We start from the raw sequence: 19,793 nt of genomic DNA on the forward strand, positions 1-19,793 counted from the left end.
GTGTGAAGGTCTACGAGGCGATCGTCAAGGGCGAGAACATCCCCGAACCGGGCATCCCGGAATCGTTCAAGGTTCTGCTCAAGGAACTGCAGTCACTGTGCCTCAACGTCGAAGTGCTGTCTGCCGACGGCTCGGCGATCGAATTGCAGCAGGGCGACGACGACGTCGTCGACCGCACCGCGGCAAATCTCGGAATCAGCCTGTCCGGCAACGAATCCGCCGCGGCAGACCTGGGCTGAGCGCGTGACCGCGCACCCACGGGTGCGCGGTCACCTGCCCTCGGCCGCGTCGAATGCCGGGTCGAGTGGAGCCAACGCGGCCCGGAGCTGCTCGGGCAGCGATCCCGCGGGCACGACGAAGCCGGCGATACCCTCGGCGGGGTGCAGCCATTGTTCGAGCGCGACGCGAACCGCGGCCGCGACGGCGGCGGCGAGTACTCGCGCGGTGAGTCCTGAGGTTTCGCTCAGCCGCGCGGCGATCACATCCTCGAGTGCGGGCGTGATCGCCGTCGTGGTGTCGAGGAAAGCCGCCCGCAGCGCCGGGTGGGTGGTGATCAGCAGCAGGGCGTCTCGATGCCGGTCGCCCGGATCGGTGTACTGCGCCACGATCGCCTCGGTGACAGCCGAGGCCAGCCGTGCGCCCGCGGGCTGCTCGGCGATCGCCGCGGCGACCCGCGCCTCCCGGTCCGCGGCGACGGCGGCGACGATCGCCTCTTCGCGGCTGGAGAAATAGTTGTTGTACGTCCGCGGCGACACACCGGCAGCCTCGGCGATGTCCTCCACCCGCACGTTGTCCGGCCCGCGTTCCAGCGCCAGCCGCATCGCCGCCTCCCGCAGCGCTACCCGGGTGGCCTGCTTCTTGCGCTCCCGCAAGCCCATCGCTGTCGTCGTCACGGATCCATGATGCCATAAGTGCGTTCACGCAAAATTGCGTGCACGCAATTTTTATGCTCAGCTTGTGGCGTAGCGACTCACGCCAGACAGAAGGGCTCATCCACATGCGTGGCAAAGGAATGACCTACGACACCGGCTTCGTCCGCAACGGCACCACCTCCCACCCGGCACTCGACCCCGCAGTGGTGCGTCGTGAGCTGGCCATCATCCGCGATGATCTGCACTGCACAGCCGTCCAGATCATCGGCGGCGACCCGGACCGCTTGGAACTGGCCGCCCGCTGCGCCGCGGAGCTGGGTCTCGAGGTGTGGCTCTCGCCCTACCCTCTGGAACTGAGCCACGGCGAAATCCTCGCGCTGTTCACCGAATGCGCGCAGCGCGCCGAGCGCCTGCGGCGCACCGGGGCGGAGGTCGTCTTCGTCACCGGCGTCGAACTGACACTGATGAACCCGGGCTTCCTCCCGGGCGACACCGCGATGGATCGCGTCGGCCACCTGTTCTCCGAGCCCGCCGAGCGCGCCGGCCGGATCGCCGAGGTGAGCGCCCGCCTCGACGAGTTCCTGCGCGATGCGGTGACGGCGGTCCGGCGACATTTCCACGGCAGACTCACCTACTGCGCGATACCGTTCGAGCAGATCGACTGGGAGCCTTTCGATGTCGTCTCGGTCGAGTTGATTCGCTCGGCCGAGGTCGCCGACCGGTTCCGCGAGGGGGTGCGCGCTCTGGTCGCTCCGGGAAAACCGTTGGCGATCACCGGATTCGGCACCGCCACCTGGCGCGGCTCGGCCGACGTCGCGCCGCGCAGTATGGAGATCGTCCACTACGACCCCGTCACCGGAGCACCGCTCCGGCTTGACGGCGACTACGTCCGAGACGAGGCCGGACAGGCCGCGTACCTGCGCGAACTGCTCGAGATCTTCGACAGCGAGGGTGTGGATTCCGCCTTCGTCTTCCTGTTCGCACTCCACAGCCATCCCCATCGCCCCGACGGCGACCCACGCGACGATCTCGACCTCGCCGGGCTGGGCATCGTGAAAGTTCTCGAAAACCGCTACGGCACCACCTATCCGGATATGACCTGGGAACCGAAAGCCGCCTTCACCGCCGTCGCGGAGTTCTACGGCAGCGCCGCGTAAGCCCTACCCCGCGGCGAACGCACCCGCCCGCGCCGCCAGCACCGCCGCGGTGGCCGCCCGTCGCGGCCCCTCCGGATCGGCCGGAGTCCGCAACAACACCAACTGGTGGTACAGCGGCGCGGTTGCCGCGACAAGCACTGCGCGCGTATCGGTTTCGGATGGGATCTCGCCGCGACGGATCGCCCGCTCCACGACGATCTCGCATTGCGCATAGCGGTCCTCCCACAGCTGCCGCAGCGCCCGCGCCGCGTCCTCGGAGCGGAAGGACACCGCGATCAACGCCGAGGCGATCGACGACTCCTCGGTGAGTGAATCCTGGATCTCCCGGTTGAGTTCGGTGAGATCGCCGGTCAGCGAGCCGGTGTCGCGCGGCTGCCAGTCAAGATCGCTCGCGGCGGCGAAGACGTCGGCGATCAGGCCGCCGACATCGCGCCAGCGCCGATACACCGTGGTGCGGTGCACGCCCGCGCGCGCCGCCACCGCATCCACGGTCAGCGCGTCGTATCCGTGCTCGGTCAATTCGGCTTGTACCGCGGCCAGCACGTGTTCGCGGATGCGAGCGGTGCGCCCGCCCGGTCGTGACGTGGGCTGCCGGGCGGCCGCGGGCTCGTTCGCTGCAGAGTTCATCGTCGTTCATCCGGTTGCTCGGCGGGGAGGGAGTATGCCATCATCCTAAAGCAACATTCGTCGCATTAATGCGATAGGCGAATTTTCACACTTTCCGATCAGCCACGGACAGAAGGGTTTTCGTATGCCCGGTCAACTCCCCGTCACGGACCCCACCACGCTGCATCCGATGCCGGGACAGCCGCGGGTCGTCCTGCTGAAACCCCTCGTCACCTCGCCGCTGATCGAGGTCGGCGAATACTCCTACTACGACGATCCGGACGACCCCACCACCTTCGAGACCCGCAACGTCCTGTACCACTACGGTCCGGAGAAGCTGATCATCGGCAAGTTCTGCGCCCTCGCCACCGGCGTGCGGTTCATCATGAACGGCGCCAACCATCGCATGGACGGGCCCTCGACCTTCCCGTTCCCCACCATGGGTGGCGCATGGTCCCGGCACGTCGATCTGCTCATGGAGCTGCCCAACCGCGGCGACACGGTGGTCGGCAACGACGTCTGGATCGGCTACGGCGTAACGGTGCTGCCCGGAGTGCGCATCGGCCACGGCGCCATCGTCGGCGCCGGTTCCGTGGTGACCTCCGACGTCCCGGACTACGGCATCGTCGGCGGCAATCCGGCCCGGCTCATACGTCACCGCTACAGCGCGGCGGAGATCGACCGTCTGCTGGCCCTCGCCTGGTGGGACTGGCCGCTCGCGCACATCGACGAGCACGTCCGCACGATCATGTCCGGCACCGTCGACGACCTGGAGAAAGCGGCGCCCGCGCCGACGGTATAGCCCACCACGCGGTTGTCTTTCCCGCCCGGATGCCTGCCTCGCCGGTCGGCATCACCCCCGGAATCGAGTGCCATGTCCGAATCACCCACGCCCATCCCGCTTGTCGACTGGCTTCGCGACCACATCGTGCCGGTGACACACCTCGACCCCGACGGCCCGCTCGACGACCTGGAACCGCTACGCGCGATCATCGGGGCGGCCCGAGTGGTCGCGATCGGCGAGAACTCCCACTTCATCACCGAGTTCCAGCAGATGCGCCGGCGCGTGTTGCGTTTCCTGGTCGAACGCTGCGGCTTCACGGTCCTGGCCTTCGAATTCGGCTTCAGTGAAGGCCTACTCCTCGACGACTGGGCGCAGGGCGCGGGGACCGACGACGAGTTGGCGGCCCGGCTGGCCGGGACGATCCCGGTCGGAGTCGGCGCACCGTTGCGCTGGATCCGACGGCACAACCGCACCGCCGCCACGCCGGTGCGCTTCGCGGGCATCGACATCCCGGCCGCCGGCGGTTCCCTGCTTCCCGCGCTGAGCCCGGTCGCCGACTACCTGCGTGAGGTCGATCCGCAGACCCTGCCGGCGGTGGAGACGGCGATGCGGATCGCCGAATCCTTCGCCGGCGCGTCCGCGGCCTCGGCCGCACCGGCATGGTCCCGGCTCCCGGCTTCCGATCGGGACACCCTCAGCGCGAACCTGGCTCGCCTGCTGATCCGCTTCCGAGCCGTCGAATCGCTGTACGTCTCCCGCAGCGATCGGCGCGGCTACGACATCGCGCGCCACCGTCTCGAAGCGGCCTGCCACGCCGACTACGGATTCGGCGCCATGGCAGACCTTTTCGCCGGCGCCGGGCTCACCGCCGACACCTCCGCGCGCGACAGCTATATGGCCGATTCGGTCCTGTGGCATCTGCGCCGCTGCGAACCCGGGACCCGCATCGTCCTGGCCGCCCACAACGCCCATATCCAGAAGGAGCCGGTCTCGTTCGACGGGCAGCATCCGGCCGGATTTCCGATGGGGCACTATCTGCACCGCGCCCTCGGCGACGACTACTTCGCCCTGGGCTTGACCAGTACCGCGGGACGAACGGCGGAGATGCTCCCCGACGAGAGTGCGCCATTCGGCTTCACCGTCGCCGCAACACCTGTGCAGCCGGGTGAGCCCGGCAGCATCGAAGCCGCCTTCGCCGAGGCCGGCGTCGGACCCGGGCTTGCCGACCTGCGCCGCGCACGCGGCGAGATCAGCGGTTCGGACGCGCGTCCGGACCGCACCCGGCTGCAGAGCGCCTACCTTCACGTCCCGGTCCTCGATGCCTTCGACGCCATGCTCGACACCCGGATCTCCACCGTGGCCGACCTGGACAGCGGAACGCGCTGAGACCCATCGGCATTCGGCCGCCTCCGCCGCGCGCAGCGATGCCAATCAGAAACATTGGGCGTGGAGTATTACGGTCGTGGAATCGCTCCCACCCAAACACCTTCTGCTGGAGGCCTGCCGGGGTCTGACCTATGACGGTCATCCCGTGCTGAAATGCGCGTGCCGCCTCAGCGAATTGCACGAGCAGAGACTGTCCGCCGCGCCCGGGCCGACCCTGGACATCGATCGCGATCGGGCACAACTGGTTTCCGATATCGATCGCTGGGTCGCCACCGAATTACCTCGGGCGCACGGCGGCGCGCGGATGCACACCGAAACGGTCGGCACGGTGATCGACCGGCTCGCCCAGTTCTCCGCACTGGCCTATCTGACGTTGACGCACGAACCCGACCGGGTGATCCACGATGCCTGGCGGCGGCTGTCGGAATTGGCGGTGGCCTACGACCATCTGGCCGGTGAGGTGACCGCGGGCCTGTGCCGGTTGCCCGATCTCAGCGGTCATCGCGACGAGGAGTGAACCACCGGCCGAACGGCGGCGCGGGCGAGGGAACCGACGCCGCCGATGGCTGGGGATGAGCGGATCAGGGCAGTCGATCCGCATCGGGGCGACCCGACACACCGATCCTGCGCCGACATCCTCGAGATTCCCCCGGATGTTCCTGGGAACCCGCTGGCAGGTGCGCGATGCGGCCGTTTCCGCAGGTCGGCGCCGTCCGGGTAGTACCTCAGGCGGTCGCCGCGGCCGGCGGTCCGGCGGGCATCAGCGCGCGCACGGCATCGATGGTGTCGGCCTGCGCGGGTTCCTTGTCCGGCCGATAGCGCACCACCCGTGCGAACCGCAGTGCCACGCCGCCGGGATAACGCGAACTGGTCTGCACCCCGTCCAGGGCGATCTCGACGACCAGCTCCGGCCACAGATAGACGGTATGGCCGTCGCGGGCGCGTTCGTGACGCGGGAATTCCGCGGTCTGCCACTGCAGCAGGGCGTCGGTGAGCCCCTTGAAGGTCTTGCCGACCATGATCGGATCGCCCCCGTGCGGATCGCGCGCGCCCAGGTGCAGATTCGACAGATATCCGGTGCGGCGACCGTATCCCCACTCGGCGCCGAGCACCACCAGGTCCAGGGTGTGTGCCGGTTTGATCTTCTGCCACGCCCGTCCGCGGCGGCCGGCCGCATACGGCGCGGACAGTGATTTGATCATGATGCCCTCGTGCCCGGCGGCCAGCGCACCGTCGAAATATTCCGCGACGGCCTCGGGCTCCGGATCGATCAGTGCCGGAATCATCTGCGCGCCCGCCACTTTCGCCAACGCCACCCTGCGCTCGCGCAGCGGGGCATCGAGTAGATCCCGGCCGTCCAGGTGCAGACAGTCGAAGAAGTACGGATGCAGCAGCAGTTCCCTGCTCGACTTCACCGTCAGCCGCGGCTCCTCCGAGGCCGGGTCGGCGGCGAACCGGCTCATCGTCTCCTGGAACGGGCGCGGCCGGCCGGAATCGGTGAGCGCCAACGTCTCGCCGTCGAGAACCACACTGTCACAGGGCAGTTCGGAGACCAGCTGCACCAGTTCCGGCACGCCGGAGGTGATGTCACGCAGCGTCCGGGTGAACACCCAGACCCGAGAACCCTTGCGGTGCACCTGGATCCGCGCACCGTCGAGTTTGTGCTCCACACTCACATCGCCCGCGAATTCACCGAGCACGTCGTCGAGGGTGGCCCCCGGCGAGGCCAGCATCGGCTGGATCGGTCGGCCGACCTCCAGCCGGAATTCCGACAGTGCCGCCGCGCCGCCGGAGATGGCCGCGGCGGCGGTCACCGGCAGGCGCCCGGAGAGCATGTAGGCCCGGCGCACCAGTTCGGCCGGCACGTCGGCCGCCTCGGCCACCGCCTCGGCGACGATCGCGGTGAGCGCGCCCTGGCGCAGCTCGCCGGTCAGCAGGCGAATCAGGAAGGCCCGTTCGGCATCCGTCGCCCGGGCGAGCAGGGCGGTGAGCAGTTCCCGCCGCCGCGCGACCGATCCGGAGCCGGCCACCGCCGCCAATTCCGTCAGCGCCTGATCGACCGCGGCCACGGTGAGCGTCGATTCGGGTGCCGGTTCCACCTCGATCCCGGCGACCGTCCGCCAGCCCGCGCCCAGCCTGCCCTGCGGTAGCTCACCGGAAATCCACGCGACGACCGGCATCAATTCGCCCGATTCGGCCCGGCTCAGCAATTCGGCCAGACCCGCGATCTTGACCTTGCGCGACGCGGATGCCCGCACCGAATCCGACGCCGCGACCACATCCGAAAGCAGCACGGACTCGACGGTAGCCGCTCGGTGTGACATATAGCTCGAGTCCACTGCTAATTCTCCATTGGCAGCTTTGCGAAAGGTCCATAGTCTGGGCATATGGCCAAGACTTACGTCGGGGCGCGATTGCGACAGCTGCGCACCGAACGAGGGCTGAGCCAGATCTCGCTCGCCAAGAAGCTGGAGATCTCGGCGAGCTACCTCAACCAGATCGAACACGACGTGCGTCCGCTCACCGTACCGGTCCTGCTGCGGATCAGTGAGGTGTTCGGCGTAGACACCAGTTTTTTCGCCTCCCAGGACGACACTCGCCTGATCGCCGAGTTGCAGGAGGTGGTGATGGACACCGAACTCGGGATCGAGGCCGACGCGCAGGAGATCGCCGAGATGGTGTCGGCCCATCCCAGCCTGGCCCGGGCGCTGGTGAACATGCACCGCCGCTACCGCAACACCACCGCACAGCTGGCCGCGGCCACCGAGGACCGCTTCTCCGACGGCAGCGGGTCGGGCGCCATCTCCCGCCCGCACGAGGAGGTGCGCGACTTCTTCTATCAGCGCCAGAATTACATTCACGAATTGGACACCGCCGCAGAGGAATTGGCGACCCGTATGCGCCTGCACGGTGGTGATCTGCGACGTGAGCTCACCCGCCGGCTCACCACCGGTTACGGCGTGCAGATCGTCGAGCGGATCGACCTGGGTGACGGTGTGCTGCACCGCTACGACCCCGAGGCCCGCAAGCTCGAGATCGCCCCGCATCTGTCGGGCGGTCAGCGCGTCTTCAAGCTCGCCACGGAACTGGCGTACCTGGAATGCGGTGATCTGATCGACAAACTGGTCGAAGAAGGCAATTTCGCCTCCGAGGACACCCGCACGCTCGCGAAACTCGGCCTCGCCAACTACTTCGCCGCCGCCACGGTGCTGCCCTATTCGCATTTCCACGAGGTCGCCGAGGATTTCCGCTACGACATCGAACGGCTGTCGGCGTTCTTCGCGCAGAGCTACGAAACGATCTGCCATCGTCTCTCCACCCTGCAGCGGCCCAAACTGCGCGGGGTGCCGTTCTCCTTCGTGCGCGTGGACCGGGCGGGAAATATGTCGAAACGCCAGTCCGCCACCGGTTTCCACTTCTCCTCCGCGGGCGGAACCTGTCCGCTGTGGAATGTGTACGAGACCTTCGCCTATCCCGGCCGGATCATGACGCAGATCGCCCAGATGCCCGACGGCCGCAAGTACCTGTGGATCGCGCGCACGGTGGAGCGGCGCGCCACCCGCTACGGACAACCCAGCAAAACCTTCGCCATCGGCCTCGGCTGCGAATTGCGGCATGCCGGACGCGTGGTCTACGCCGACGGCCTGGACCTCAACGAACCCCAGGCCACGCCGATCGGCGCCGGCTGCCGGGTCTGCGAACGCGCCAACTGTCCGCAGCGCGCGTTCCCGCCGCTGGGTAAATCCCTGGACATCAGCGAACACCGCAGCTCGATCTCGCCGTACGTCCTGCGCTGAGCCCACGGACTCCGGCGTGTTCCGCGCGAACGATGTCCCGATTCAGTGGAAACCCGGCCCACAGCGAGGGGCGGCTGGACGGCGCGTGCTCGACACTCGAGAAGCCGCGATCCGATCCTCCCGAGGAGTACGTCCATGACCACGAAACCGACCATCGTCCTCGTCCACGGCGCCTTCGCCGATTCATCCGGTTGGAACGGCGTCATCGCACGCCTGCGCGCCGAGGGCTACTCGGTGGTGGCCGCCGCCAACCCCTTGCGCGGCCTCGACACCGATGCCGCCTACGTGGCCTCGGTCCTCGACACCATCGAGGGCTCGATCGTCCTCGCGGGTCATTCCTACGGCGGCAGTGTCATCACCGTCGCCGCGCACGACCGGCCCGCGGTCACGGCCCTGGTCTACATCGCGGCCTTCATCCCCGCGGAGGGCGAGAACGCGCTCGAACTGACCGGCAAGTTCCCCGGTTCCACGCTCGCGCCCACCACCGTCGCCCACTCGCTTCCCGGGGCGGCGGGCACCGAACTCCACATCCGCCAGGACGAATTCCCCGCCCAATTCGCCGCCGACGTGCCTGCCGACATCGCCGCCGCCATGGCGATCACCCAGCGCCCGGTCGCGCTCGCCGCACTGGAGCAACCGGCTTCGGCAGCGGCATGGCGCGCCGTTCCCTCCTATTCGCTGGTCACCACCGAGGACAAGAACATCCCCGTGGAGTCCCAGCGGTTCATGTCCGAACGGGCCGCCGCGCACACCGTCGAAGTCCGGGCATCGCACGCGGTTTCCGTGTCCGATCCCGGGGCCGTGGCCGATCTGATCCTCCTGGCCGCTCAGCGCTGATCCGACCCGGGCCGGCAGGCGGAATCTGCCGGCCCGGGCCGGTGGTGAGCCGCGCCCGCCGGTGCGCGCTTTTTGTTAGCGTGGGGCATGGTGTCGACGGAGCCACGGATCGCACCCGGTCGCCTGCGCGAACTGGGTCCGGTGAATTGGGTTGTCTGGCAGGTGCTTTCCCGCGCGGCGGGCACCGACGACGCCCACCTGTTCAGCACGCTCGGCCGCACCGGCGGCCTGTTCCGGGGCTGGCTCCATTTCTCCGGCCGGTTGATGCCCGGCGGAAAGCTCTCGCGCTACGAGACCGAACTGGTCATCCTGCGCGTCGCGCATCTACGGAACTGCGAATACGAGACCGACCACCACATCCGTCTCGGCAAACGCGCCGGAGTCACCAAGGACATCCTGGCGCGCCTGCGCACCGGCCCCGACGCCGAAGGCTGGCCGGACAAGGAACGCGCGCTGCTCACCGCGGTCGACCAGCTGGTCACCACCCGCGACGTCGACGACGCCACCTGGTCCGCCCTGGCGCAGCACTACGACGAGAAGCGCCTCATCGAAATCGTGCTGCTGGCAAATCAATACGAAGGTCTCGCCAGCACCATCACCGCCCTGCGCATCCAGACCGACCACTGAGCCGGACGGATCCGGCGGCTCATTCGGAAGTCCCGGACCGTTCGACGAGGACGGCCAGGCCGTCCAGAACGCGCGCCAGGCCGAAATCCCAGGCGTGGTCGGCGCTGTAGGCGCTGTCGTGCGCCTGTCCGGCGGCCGAGCCGACCCGCGCGGCAAGCGGATAACGCTGCGGATCGAAGACCTGTTCCAGCACCGGGGCGGTGCGTTCCCACCATTCGCGGTCCGACAGTCCGCTGTCGGCGGACGCTCGGTCGGTGTCGATGGCGATGCGAGACACCGCGGTGACGAAGCCGAGGAGGTAGGTCAGCGCCGCATCCATCTCGACATCGCTCAGCCCGAGCCCGTCGAAGGCGCTCAGTTCGTGGTCGTATTTCGCGGCGAGCCCGGGGCCCAGCGGTGGCCGGGTGGTCGGCACGTAGGCGACCCAGCGGTGGCGGGCGAGCATCGTGCGATTGTCCTGCGCGACGGCGGCAACGCGTTCCCGCCAGGGCTTTCCGGTCAGTTCCGTACGCGGCATCCGGGCGTAGACCCAATCGAGCATGAGGTCGAGCAGCTCCGCCTTACCGGGCACATAGGTGTAGGTGGCCATCGGAGTCAGCCCGAGTTTCGCGGCGACCGCTCGCATGGTCAGCGCCGCCGAACCCTCGGAATCGGCGATCTCCACCGCCGCCGCCACCACCTCGTCGACACTGCTGCGCTGTTTGGGGCCGCGCGTCGGCGCGCGGCCCGGCTGCCGCCAGAGCAACTCCAGCGTGCGAGCGGGATCGCCGGCGCCGGATCGCTCACCGGTGGCGCGCGCCCGGCGCGGCCGCTCCTCGCCCGAATTCTCTCGCACCCGATCTCCCGGTGTCGTTGCCGTGCCGTCGCGGTCCGGCGTCGTGCGCATCGTATCGAGTCGCCCCGCGCCGGAATAATTCTCTACGCTGTACTGTATACATAGTAGAGAGTTTCTGGATCGCACGGCTCGCCGCCGTGCGCCCACCCCGAGGAGGACCGTGAACATCACCGCATCCGCCGTCTCGCTCAACGTTCCCGACCCGGAGGCGTCGGCGACGTTCCTCAGCAACCACTTCGGGTTCACCGTGGAGATGTCGGCCGACGGATTCGTGTCGCTGGCGCGCCCCGACGCCGGGTTCAACGTGATCTTCCTGCGCACCGGGCTGCAGACCTTCAAGCCGGCCCGGATCGCGGGCACGGCCGGACAGGGCTTGCTGGTCGTGTTCACCGTCGACGACATCGACGCCGAATACGAGCGCGTTCGGGCCGAAGGGGTCGAGATCGTGACCCCGATCGAGACCGAGCCGTGGGGCGAGCGCTACTTCCAGGCGATCGACCCGAACGGCATCGTGATCCAACTGGTCCAGTGGGTGGGTGACCCGAGCGCCTACGACGCGAACAGCACCGAATCCTGATTCCGCGCCCGGTGCCCGACGTCTCGACCCGACGCCGGGCACCGTTCGGGGCCACCGGAGCACCCGCTCACTCAGCGAGAGCGCGCCTCAATACCTCGGCCGCCGAAGTCGACGGCCGGCCGATCAATTTCCGCAGATCGCCGCTGGTCACATCCAGCCACCCCGCACGCAGTCCGGTATCGGAATCGGCCAGCACCCGCGCGAAATCGCCAGGTATCCCGGCCTTTTCCAATCCCGCCAGGTATTCGTCCTGCGGCAGATCCTGATACCGCACCGGCTTTCCGGAAACAGTCGAGATCACCTGCGCCACATCGGCGAGCGAGAGGTGCTCGTCGCCACCGAGTTCGTAGATCCGTCCCGCATGGCCGTCGGTGGTCAGCACCACCGCGGCGGCCTCCGCATAGTCGGCCCGCGCGGCCGCCGCGACCAGTCCGTCGCCGGCCGCGCCGTACAGCACGCCCGACTCGAGCGTCGCGTCCAGACCGTTCAGATAGTTCTCCCAGTACCAGCTGTTGCGCAGGAATACGTGCGGCACAGCAGATTTCGCGATCACCTCCTCGGTGCCACGATGCTCCTGCGCGAGAATCATCGGATTCTCCTCGGCGCGCGGAATGCTGGTGTAGGCCAGCAGTTCCACGCCGGCCCGCTCGGCGGCGCGCAAGACATTGGCGTGCTGGTCGACCCGCACACCGAATTCGTTGCCCGACACCAGCAATACCCGATCCACACCCGCGAGCGCGCGATCGAGGGCTTCCGGATCGTCATAAGCGGCCTGCCGCACCCGCACATCGCGCTCTGCCAGATCGGCGACCTTGGCCGGGTCCCGGACAACCGCGACGACGGGCCCCGCATTCCTGTTCAACAGCGCCTCGACGACGAGACGGCCCAACTGCCCACTTGCCCCGGTGACGGCGACGGTCATAACCCAACCTCCAGATCTGATGTACGGAACATCTGCACTAACTATTAGTTAGTACCTAAAATTCCCGCACCGCAGATGAGAACGTCACTACTACAGCGATGGGTAGCATCGAGGCCATGACGAGCCGGCAACTGCGATCGGCGGACGACGCCGATCCGACCCTGGAAGCCGACGTCTTCGCACGCAACTGCCGCTCCCGGCCGGTGCTGCAGAATGTCGCAAGCCGCTGGGGCGCACTCGCCCTGGTCGCGCTGCGCGAAGGTCCCTACCGTTTCAGCGCGCTACGCCGCCGCGTCGACGGCATCAGCGAGCGCATGCTGTCGCAAACCCTGCAGGCCCTGGAACGCGACGGCATGATCCACCGCGAAGTGCAGCAGACCATCCCGCCACGCGTCGAATACACCCTCACCGGCCTGGGCGCGCAGGTTGCCGATCAGCTGTACGGACTGATCGCGATCCTCGAGGACAACATCGACACCATCTCGGCGGCGCAGGACACCTACCACCGCGACTGATCGGTTCACCCTATCCCCACGAAAACGGCCCGGTACCAGCCGAATTCGCTGGTACCGGGCCGTGAACGCGAGGATCAGAAGTTGATCATGTGTCCCGCGAGACCGTGGAACGCTTCCTGCAGCGCCTCGCTCAACGTCGGGTGAGTGTGCACGTTGCGTGCCAATTCGTTGACTGTCAGGTCCCACTTCTGGGCCAGGGTCAACTCGGGCAGCAACTCCGACACATCGGGACCGATGAGATGGCCGCCGAGCAGCTCGCCGTACTTCGCGTCGGCGACCAGCTTCACGAAACCGGTCGGGTCGCCCAGGCCGTGCGCCTTGCCGTTCGCGGTGAACGGGAAGGTCGCGACCTTCACGTCGTACCCCTCGTCGCGAGCCTGCTGTTCGGTGAGGCCGAAGCTGGCGACCTGCGGCTGGCAGAACGTCGCGCGCGGCATCATCCGGTAGTCACCCAACGGCAGCGTCTCCGCACCGCCGATCGTCTCGGCCGCGACCACACCCTGCGCCTCGGCCACGTGGGCCAGCTGCAGTTTCGCGGTCACGTCGCCGATGGCGTAGATGTGCGGCACGTTGGTGCGCATGTAGTCGTCGATCGCGATGGCGCCACGGTCGGTCAGCTGCACGCCCGTGTTCTCCAGGCCGTAGCCCTTGACCCGCGGCGCGAAACCGACGGCCTGCAACACCTTGTCGACGGTGACCGTCTCGACCGAACCGGACTTGTTGTCCTTGATCGACACGGTGACCTTGGAACCGTTGTCCTCGATGGATTGCACCGAGGCACCGGTGGTGATGGTGATGCCGAGTTTCTTGTACGCCTTGGTGATCTCCTTGGAGACGTCGGCGTCCTCGTTCGGCAGCGCGCGGTCGAGGAACTCGACGATCCGCACGTCCACGCCGTAGTTCTTGAGGACGTACCCGAACTCCATGCCGATCGCGCCCGCGCCGACGATCAGGATCGACCCCGGCAGATCCCGGGTCAGGATCTGCTCCTCGTAGGTGACCACGTTCTGCGACAGCGAGGTGCCCGGCAGCAGCTTGGTCTCGGTGCCGGTGGCGATGATGACGTTGTCGAAGGTGACGGTTTCGGTGCCGCCGCTGCTCAGCTCGACGGAGAGCGTGTTCGCGTCGGTGAAGGTGCCCTTCCCGTCGAACTCGTCGATCTTGTTCTTCTTCATCAGGAAGTGGACGCCCTTGACCCGGCCGTCCGCGACCTTACGACTTCGATCGAAGGCGGCACCGAAGTCGAAGCTCGCCTGTCCGGAGATACCGAAGGTCTTCGCTTCCTTGGTGAAGATATGGGCCAGCTCCGCGTTGCGCAGCAGTGCCTTGGACGGAATGCACCCGACGTTCAGGCACACGCCACCCCAGTATTTCTGCTCGACGATCGCTGTTCGCAGGCCGAGTTGAGCGGCGCGGATCGCGGCGACGTAACCGCCGGGACCAGCGCCGAGAACGACGACATCGTAGTGGGAAGTCACGGCAACGAGCCTAGCGCTGTTGCCGAAAGCTCACTCATCCATCCCCCGCAGGGGTGAGAGGGCGGCCACAGCGTGCGTCTATGCCCAGACCTCGCGTGCGGCACGGGCGAAATTGCCGTGGAAGATCGCCGCGCGTTCGGCATCGGTGAAACCCCGGCGGGCCAGGACCTCGTCCAGTCCGGCGACGCGGGGCCGGGCGTCCGGGTTGTGCACATCCGTCCCCAGGTGCGGTGGCAGGCCCAGTAGATCCTCCGGTGGCACCCACTGCAGTGGCCCCCACCGCGTGTAATCCTCCGAGAAATTCTCCGGCGCGGCCGCGATCTCCGCGTTGAACTGGTCCCCGTCGAACGAGAAGTCCGAACCGATCCCGATGTGCTCGACACCCACGAGTTCGGCGCCGTAGGCGATGTGGTCCGCCATCGCCTCGATGCGCGCGGCCCGTCCCTCGACGCGGTTGCGGCCCAGAAAGATTCCGACCCCGTTGATTCCGATCACCCCACCGGTCGCCGCGCACGCACGCGCCTGGTCGTCGCCGATATTGCGCGGATGTGGCCACAGCGCGGCGAAATTGGAGTGGCTGTAGATCATCGGCCCGCCCGCGACCTCCGCGATATCCAGGCCCGTGCGCCGCGAACAGTGCGAACCGTCCGCGAACATCCCGACCTCGCCCAGCGTACGGATGATCGTGCGCCCGTATGTCGTCAGTCCGCGATCGTCCGGATCCAGGCATCCGCCGCCGGCCGCGTTGGCATGGTTGTAGGTCGGCAGCAGCGAACGCACGCCGAGCGAGTGGAACAGCGCGATGTTGTCCGGATCGCCGTCCAGCGGACGCGAATCCTCGAGATCGAAGGCCAGCGCGATGCGGTCTTCGGAACCGGATGTCACCTCGATATCGCCCACGGACTCGACGAGCCGGAAATGCCCGTCCGCCAGCGCATTCCGGCGCAGCAGACGCAGCATGGCCAGCGCCTCCTCGATCGAATGCAGTGAATACCCCACATTCACCGACAGATACGACCCGGCCGGGTAGCGCGTCAGTTCGGTGATATCGGCGGACGGAAGGATCGGCAGGCAACAGTGCTGCTCCCAGAGCGGATATGCCACCGCGGTCCTCCTTCCGGCCTTCCCGGGGCGTCCAGCAACTGTACGGAGTCGCCGGCCGCGCGGGCGACGAGACACGGCGCGATGCACCTCTCACCCCTCGGCGGACCGCCCGGTAGGCCAGAATGTGACCCATGAGCGGCGCCGAGCAAACAACCGATCCGTACCTGTGGCTCGAGGATGTCACCGGCGAACGTGCCCTGTCCTGGGCACGAGCCCACAACGAGGTGGTGATGGAACGCTTCGCCACCTCCGATCGGTTCGACGCCCTCGACCATCGCATCCTCGCCATGCTCGACACCGACACCCGCATCCCGTACCCGACCCGGCGCGGACGCTGGCTCTACAACTTCTGGCGCGACGCCGAACACCCCCGCGGGCTGTGGCGCCGGACCACCTTCGACGAATACCGCGGCGACGATCCGGCCTGGGATGTGCTCATCGACCTGGACGCGCTGGCCGTCGCCGAGGACGAGAACTGGGTCTGGGGCGGGGCGGCGGTCTTGCGCCCGGACCAGGAACTGGCCCTGATCAGCCTGTCGCGCGGCGGAGCGGACGCCAAGGTGGTGCGCGAATTCGATCTGACCACACGGCAATTCCGCCCGGCGGCGGCGGGCGGCTTCCACCTGCCCGAGGCCAAATCGCAGGTGCGCTGGATCGATGCCGACACCGTGTACGTCGGAACCGATTTCGGCCCCGGCACACTCACCGACTCCGGATATCCGCGTCTGGCCAAGCGCTGGCGCCGCGGCACCCCGCTGGCGGAGGCGGACACCGTCTTCGAGGGCGAGCCGGGCGATGTGATGGTCTCGGCGGGCTACGACCGCACGCCAGGATACGAACGCCACTACGTCGCCCGCGCCACCGACTTCTTCAACGAATCGGTCTATCTGCTGGACCGCGACGGCACGCTGCGCCATATCGACGTACCCACCGACGCGTCCGAATCCTGGTACAAGGATTGGCTGCTGGTGCAGTTGAAATCGCCGTGGGAGGTAGCGGGCCGCAGCTATCCCGCGGGCGCACTGCTGGCCATCGATATCGGCGAATTCTTCGCCGGTGCGCGCGATTTCGAGGTCGTCTTCGAACCCGACGCGCACACCTCACTGCACGGCTACGGCTGGACCGAGAACCACCTGCTGCTGATCACGCTGGAGGACGTGCAGACCAAGCTGTACGTGCTGACGCCCGCCTCGGCGACGACTCCGGGTTCGGGCTGGACTCGCGAACCGCTCGCCGACACCCCGCCGATGGCGACCACCAACGTCATGAACCTGGATCCGCTGGAGAGCGGTGACGAATTCATGCTCACCACAAGCGGTTTCACCACCCCCGCAACACTGCTGGCCGGTTCGGTGGGCAGTCCGGCGGTGGCCCTCAAGCGGGAACCGGCATATTTCGACGCCGAGGGCATCGACACCGAGCAGTTCTTCGCGCGCTCCGACGACGGAACCATGGTGCCGTACTTCGTGATTCGCCACCGCGACCACCGGGGCACGCCCGGCCCGACCGTCGTGTCGGGGTACGGCGGCTTCGAGGTCTCCCGCACCCCCGGTTACAGCGGCGCCTCCGGCATGGGGTGGCTCGAACGTGGCGGCACCTGGGTGATGGCCAACATTCGCGGCGGCGGTGAGTACGGGCCCGAATGGCACACCCAGGTGCAGAAGGCCAACCGCTACAAGGTCTACGAGGATTTCTCCTCGGTCGCGAAAGACCTGGTCGCGCGGGACATCACGACCGCGGGACAACTCGGCGCGGTCGGCGGCAGCAACGGTGGCCTGCTGATGGGTGTGATGCTGACCCGCTATCCGGAACTGTTCGGCGCCATCGTCTGCCAGGTACCGCTGCTGGATATGAAGCGCTACCACCTGCTGCTGGCGGGCGCGTCCTGGATCGCCGAATACGGCGACCCGGACAAACCCGAGGAGTGGGAGTACATCAGCAGGTATTCGCCCTATCAGCGGGCGATGGCGGCCGACCCGGCGCGCCCCTACCCGCCGATCCTGCTCACCACCTCCACCCGCGACGACCGGGTCCACCCCGGCCACGCCCGGAAGATGGCGGCGCTGCTGGAATCTAAGGGGCGGACCGTCTGGTACCACGAGAACATCGAGGGCGGTCACGGCGGCGCGGCCGACAACAAGCAGATGGCCTTCCAATCCGCGCTGATCTACGAGTTCTTCACCCAGATGCTGATCGAGCGGCGCACCACCGCCTGACGTCGGGATTTCGCGGCACAGATGACCAAAGACCCCCATCGATCAGGGTCTTCGGTCTCTGGAGTGTGATTCGGCTCACTGCCATTCTCGGTTCGAGAACACCCTCGCCGACCACCGCGGTTCGGTAGCGGGTTCTCCCGAGAGGAGCACACATCATGGATACGTTCTGGGACTACGTCTGGTACACGATTCTGGTGTTCGCCTTCGTGGCCTACCTGATCATCCTGTTCCAGATCTTGGCCGATCTGTTCCGCGATCACACGGTGTCGGGCATCGCCAAGGCCGCCTGGGTGATCGGACTGGTGATATTCCCGTACATCACCGCACTGGTCTATCTGATCGTCCGGGGAAAGGGTATGGCCGTGCGCTCCCAGCAGGCTCATGCGGAGGCCAAGCAGGCGGCCGACGACTACATCCGGCAGGTGGCGGGCAAGTCACCGGCGGAACAGATCGCCGACGCCAAGGCCCTCTTCGACGCCGGCACGATCGATGCCGCCGAATTCGACCAGCTGAAGGCCCGCGCACTCGGTCACAACGGCGCCACCCCCGGCACCGCCGACCGCGGCAATATGGCGGCACGGTAGCGGCGGCTACCCGGCTCCGGTCCGTTCGTCGGCCACTGTGCCGGCGTCCGGATCGGAGCCGACGGCCCGCCGCGGTAGCCGGCCGGTGAAGAACAAGGCGGTGACGGCCAGCAGCGCCGTCACCGCGAAGGCCACCTGCAACGCCAGCAGGCGAGCGTCGGAGTTGACCGCGACCACCGCGTCGGCGGTCGGCGTGTCGACCCCGGCCGCGTCGAGCGACTGTCGCAACTGGGTATCGGACATGAACGGCACGCCGTCGGCCAGTTCGGTGGTGGCCCGTTGCGAGACCGAGGGCGGCACCGCGGGATTGTGCTCGAGGTCGCTGATCACCGAGGACGTCAGCGTGGCGATGAGAATGGAACCGATCAGCGCGGTGCCGAGCGAGGCGCCGAGATTGGTCGCGGTGTTCTGCAGGCCGCCGACCTCCGCACTCTGCGAATCCGGCACCGCCGATACGGTGATCGCCCCGAGCTGCGAGGCCAGCGCACCCAAGCCGAGTCCCATGAACAGCATGGGCACGGCCACCACACCGGCATCGGCCCCCGGGTCCATGCCGCCGGCGAGCAACAGAATCCCGATGATCATCGAACCCAGTCCCAGGCGCACCACCCGCCGCGGATTCGCATGCGGCAAGAATTTCGGAATTCCGGCCGCGGCGGCGACGAGCGCGATCGACAGCGGAAGGATGCGCACACCGGTTTCGAGCGCACTCAATTCGAGCACCACCGACAGGAACAGCGGGACCGAGAAGAACACCCCGGCCTGAATCGCGAACTGCGCGAAGAACATCGCCAATCCGCCACCGAGCCGGCGATTGGCGAACAACCGGGGGTCGACCAGCGGCTCCCCGCCGGATCGCACCAGCCGGTGCTGCCACCGCAGGAAGGCGTACAGCACCAGCAGACCCGCCAGGATCAACCAGATCACCGGCGACAGACCCGCGATCGCGGTACCGCCGGGACGCGGGCGGATCCAACCCCATTCGCTGGACCGCAGCACGCCGAAGACGACGGCCCCCAGCCCGACGACGGACAGCACCGAACCCAGGAGGTCCAGATGCAGCCGCTGCGCCGGCACGTCCGCCACCCGGCGCAGCACCAGCAGGATCGCCACCACGACCACGACCTCGCCGAAGAACACGTACCGCCAGGACGCGAAGGTCGTCACCGCCCCGCCCAGGAGCGGGCCCACCGCCACGGCCATCGCACCGGCCGCGGCGACGAGACCGTATGCGGCGGCGCGGCGTTCGCGGCCGAAGTTCGCCGCCACCAGTGACACGATCGCCGGCATGATCAGCGCCGCCCCGATGCCCTCCAGCAGCGACCAGCCCAGCAGCAACACCCCCAGATTCGGCGCCAACCCGGTGACCAGTGAGCCCGCACCGTAGACGACCAGTCCCACGCCGAATGCCCGCCGCCGCCCGAGAATCGTCCCGACCTTGCCGCCGGTGACCATCAGCGATGCCATCACCAGCGTGTACAGCGTGATGGCGGTTT

At 67.7% G+C, this 19,793-nt stretch carries 20 protein-coding genes; 12 read left to right on the forward strand and 8 right to left on the reverse strand.

The genetic code is table 11. The features are described from left to right. Positions 1 to 239 (forward strand): hypothetical protein (locus RJ03_RS24820; protein WP_036506155.1); only part of this gene is annotated, 239 nt, incomplete at its 5' end. Between the two features lie 30 nt (positions 240 to 269). On the opposite strand, the gene RJ03_RS24825 is transcribed toward RJ03_RS24820, so the two are convergent. Further along, positions 270 to 893: a TetR/AcrR family transcriptional regulator gene (locus tag RJ03_RS24825; RefSeq protein WP_218001002.1), complete on the reverse strand. Its 624-nt coding sequence runs from the start codon at positions 891 to 893 to the stop codon at positions 270 to 272. Between the two features lie 104 nt (positions 894 to 997). Between RJ03_RS24825 and RJ03_RS24830 the strand changes: the two genes are divergently transcribed. Beyond that, complete coding sequence (locus RJ03_RS24830) at positions 998 to 2,029, forward strand: glycoside hydrolase family 113 protein (RefSeq protein ID WP_036506159.1); 1,032 nt, start codon at positions 998 to 1,000, stop codon at positions 2,027 to 2,029. A gap of 3 nt (positions 2,030 to 2,032) precedes the next feature. Here the strand turns inward: RJ03_RS24830 and RJ03_RS24835 are convergent, their stop codons facing one another. Then, positions 2,033 to 2,656 (reverse strand): TetR/AcrR family transcriptional regulator, encoded by a 624-nt coding sequence (locus RJ03_RS24835; protein ID WP_036506161.1) that lies wholly within the window; start codon positions 2,654 to 2,656, stop codon positions 2,033 to 2,035. 124 nt (positions 2,657 to 2,780) lie between these two features. On the opposite strand from RJ03_RS24835, the gene RJ03_RS24840 reads away from it, so the two are divergent. From RJ03_RS24840 to RJ03_RS24850, 3 genes are all read left to right on the forward strand, one after another. Then, positions 2,781 to 3,437, forward strand: coding sequence for a CatB-related O-acetyltransferase (locus RJ03_RS24840; protein ID WP_036506162.1), 657 nt, complete (start codon positions 2,781 to 2,783; stop codon positions 3,435 to 3,437). Between the two features lie 72 nt (positions 3,438 to 3,509). Beyond that, positions 3,510 to 4,805 carry an erythromycin esterase family protein gene (locus RJ03_RS24845; protein ID WP_036506164.1) on the forward strand — a complete coding sequence of 432 codons (1,296 nt, stop codon included), beginning with the start codon at positions 3,510 to 3,512 and terminating at the stop codon, positions 4,803 to 4,805. A 76-nt stretch (positions 4,806 to 4,881) separates the two neighbouring features. Beyond that, positions 4,882 to 5,322 (forward strand): DUF4254 domain-containing protein, encoded by a 441-nt coding sequence (locus RJ03_RS24850; protein WP_036506165.1) that lies wholly within the window; start codon positions 4,882 to 4,884, stop codon positions 5,320 to 5,322. 208 nt (positions 5,323 to 5,530) lie between these two features. On the opposite strand, the gene RJ03_RS24855 is transcribed toward RJ03_RS24850, so the two are convergent. Beyond that, positions 5,531 to 7,099 (reverse strand): ATP-dependent DNA ligase, encoded by a 1,569-nt coding sequence (locus tag RJ03_RS24855; protein WP_036506167.1) that lies wholly within the window; start codon positions 7,097 to 7,099, stop codon positions 5,531 to 5,533. Between the two features lie 93 nt (positions 7,100 to 7,192). Between RJ03_RS24855 and ramB the strand changes: the two genes are divergently transcribed. From ramB to RJ03_RS24870, 3 genes are all read left to right on the forward strand, one after another. Beyond that, the gene (ramB, locus tag RJ03_RS24860; protein ID WP_036506169.1) at positions 7,193 to 8,602 is read left to right on the forward strand and encodes an acetate metabolism transcriptional regulator RamB; all 1,410 of its coding nucleotides are present in this window, start codon (positions 7,193 to 7,195) and stop codon (positions 8,600 to 8,602) included. Between the two features lie 135 nt (positions 8,603 to 8,737). Then, positions 8,738 to 9,439 carry an alpha/beta fold hydrolase gene (locus RJ03_RS24865; protein WP_036506170.1) on the forward strand — a complete coding sequence of 234 codons (702 nt, stop codon included), beginning with the start codon at positions 8,738 to 8,740 and terminating at the stop codon, positions 9,437 to 9,439. Positions 9,440 to 9,526: 87 nt separating this feature from the next. After that, positions 9,527 to 10,066, forward strand: a complete 540-nt coding sequence (locus RJ03_RS24870) for a carboxymuconolactone decarboxylase family protein (protein ID WP_036506172.1) — start codon at positions 9,527 to 9,529, stop codon at positions 10,064 to 10,066. A gap of 19 nt (positions 10,067 to 10,085) precedes the next feature. Here the strand turns inward: RJ03_RS24870 and RJ03_RS24875 are convergent, their stop codons facing one another. Next, on the reverse strand, positions 10,086 to 10,901 hold the full coding sequence (locus tag RJ03_RS24875) for a TetR/AcrR family transcriptional regulator (protein ID WP_051025221.1): 816 nt from the start codon (positions 10,899 to 10,901) through the stop codon (positions 10,086 to 10,088). 160 nt (positions 10,902 to 11,061) lie between these two features. Between RJ03_RS24875 and RJ03_RS24880 the strand changes: the two genes are divergently transcribed. Next, positions 11,062 to 11,478: a VOC family protein gene (locus tag RJ03_RS24880; protein ID WP_036506173.1), complete on the forward strand. Its 417-nt coding sequence runs from the start codon at positions 11,062 to 11,064 to the stop codon at positions 11,476 to 11,478. A 67-nt stretch (positions 11,479 to 11,545) separates the two neighbouring features. Here RJ03_RS24880 and RJ03_RS24885 read toward each other — a convergent pair whose 3' ends face one another. Continuing rightward, the gene (locus RJ03_RS24885; protein WP_036506174.1) at positions 11,546 to 12,400 is read right to left on the reverse strand and encodes an SDR family oxidoreductase; all 855 of its coding nucleotides are present in this window, start codon (positions 12,398 to 12,400) and stop codon (positions 11,546 to 11,548) included. 116 nt (positions 12,401 to 12,516) lie between these two features. On the opposite strand from RJ03_RS24885, the gene RJ03_RS24890 reads away from it, so the two are divergent. Then, the gene (locus RJ03_RS24890) at positions 12,517 to 12,915 is read left to right on the forward strand and encodes a winged helix-turn-helix transcriptional regulator (RefSeq protein WP_051025220.1); all 399 of its coding nucleotides are present in this window, start codon (positions 12,517 to 12,519) and stop codon (positions 12,913 to 12,915) included. Between the two features lie 74 nt (positions 12,916 to 12,989). On the opposite strand, the gene lpdA is transcribed toward RJ03_RS24890, so the two are convergent. Together lpdA and RJ03_RS24900 are read right to left on the reverse strand one after the other, a co-directional pair. Beyond that, a complete protein-coding gene (gene lpdA / locus RJ03_RS24895; protein ID WP_036506176.1) occupies positions 12,990 to 14,393 on the reverse strand; it encodes a dihydrolipoyl dehydrogenase in 1,404 nt (467 codons plus the stop codon). A gap of 78 nt (positions 14,394 to 14,471) precedes the next feature. Then, positions 14,472 to 15,497 (reverse strand): dipeptidase, encoded by a 1,026-nt coding sequence (locus RJ03_RS24900; RefSeq protein ID WP_036506177.1) that lies wholly within the window; start codon positions 15,495 to 15,497, stop codon positions 14,472 to 14,474. A gap of 131 nt (positions 15,498 to 15,628) precedes the next feature. Here RJ03_RS24900 and RJ03_RS24905 point away from each other — a divergent pair, with 131 nt between their 5' ends. After that, the gene (locus RJ03_RS24905; protein WP_036506179.1) at positions 15,629 to 17,713 is read left to right on the forward strand and encodes a prolyl oligopeptidase family serine peptidase; all 2,085 of its coding nucleotides are present in this window, start codon (positions 15,629 to 15,631) and stop codon (positions 17,711 to 17,713) included. A 155-nt stretch (positions 17,714 to 17,868) separates the two neighbouring features. Then, positions 17,869 to 18,297, forward strand: a complete 429-nt coding sequence (locus tag RJ03_RS24910; RefSeq protein ID WP_036506181.1) for an SHOCT domain-containing protein — start codon at positions 17,869 to 17,871, stop codon at positions 18,295 to 18,297. 6 nt (positions 18,298 to 18,303) lie between these two features. On the opposite strand, the gene RJ03_RS24915 is transcribed toward RJ03_RS24910, so the two are convergent. Beyond that, on the reverse strand, positions 18,304 to 19,793 hold a 1,490-nt coding region (locus RJ03_RS24915), incomplete at its 5' end, for an MFS transporter (RefSeq protein ID WP_036506183.1).

This window comes from Nocardia aobensis NBRC 100429 (assembly GCF_000308375.1).
Classification (GTDB): domain Bacteria; phylum Actinomycetota; class Actinomycetes; order Mycobacteriales; family Mycobacteriaceae; genus Nocardia; species Nocardia aobensis.

Bases quoted from the DNA above. Each gene is read 5' to 3' on its own strand.
- RJ03_RS24830 (WP_036506159.1), top strand. From the start codon at position 998: ATGCGTGGCAAAGGAATGACCTACGACACCGGCTTCGTCCGCAACGGC.
- RJ03_RS24835 (WP_036506161.1), bottom strand. From the start codon at position 2,656: ATGAACTCTGCAGCGAACGAGCCCGCGGCCGCCCGGCAGCCCACGTCA.
- RJ03_RS24840 (WP_036506162.1), top strand. From the start codon at position 2,781: ATGCCCGGTCAACTCCCCGTCACGGACCCCACCACGCTGCATCCGATG.
- RJ03_RS24845 (WP_036506164.1), top strand. From the start codon at position 3,510: ATGTCCGAATCACCCACGCCCATCCCGCTTGTCGACTGGCTTCGCGAC.
- ramB (WP_036506169.1), top strand. From the start codon at position 7,193: ATGGCCAAGACTTACGTCGGGGCGCGATTGCGACAGCTGCGCACCGAA.
- RJ03_RS24865 (WP_036506170.1), top strand. From the start codon at position 8,738: ATGACCACGAAACCGACCATCGTCCTCGTCCACGGCGCCTTCGCCGAT.
- RJ03_RS24870 (WP_036506172.1), top strand. From the start codon at position 9,527: ATGGTGTCGACGGAGCCACGGATCGCACCCGGTCGCCTGCGCGAACTG.
- RJ03_RS24885 (WP_036506174.1), bottom strand. From the start codon at position 12,400: ATGACCGTCGCCGTCACCGGGGCAAGTGGGCAGTTGGGCCGTCTCGTC.
- RJ03_RS24890 (WP_051025220.1), top strand. From the start codon at position 12,517: ATGACGAGCCGGCAACTGCGATCGGCGGACGACGCCGATCCGACCCTG.
- RJ03_RS24905 (WP_036506179.1), top strand. From the start codon at position 15,629: ATGAGCGGCGCCGAGCAAACAACCGATCCGTACCTGTGGCTCGAGGAT.
- RJ03_RS24910 (WP_036506181.1), top strand. From the start codon at position 17,869: ATGGATACGTTCTGGGACTACGTCTGGTACACGATTCTGGTGTTCGCC.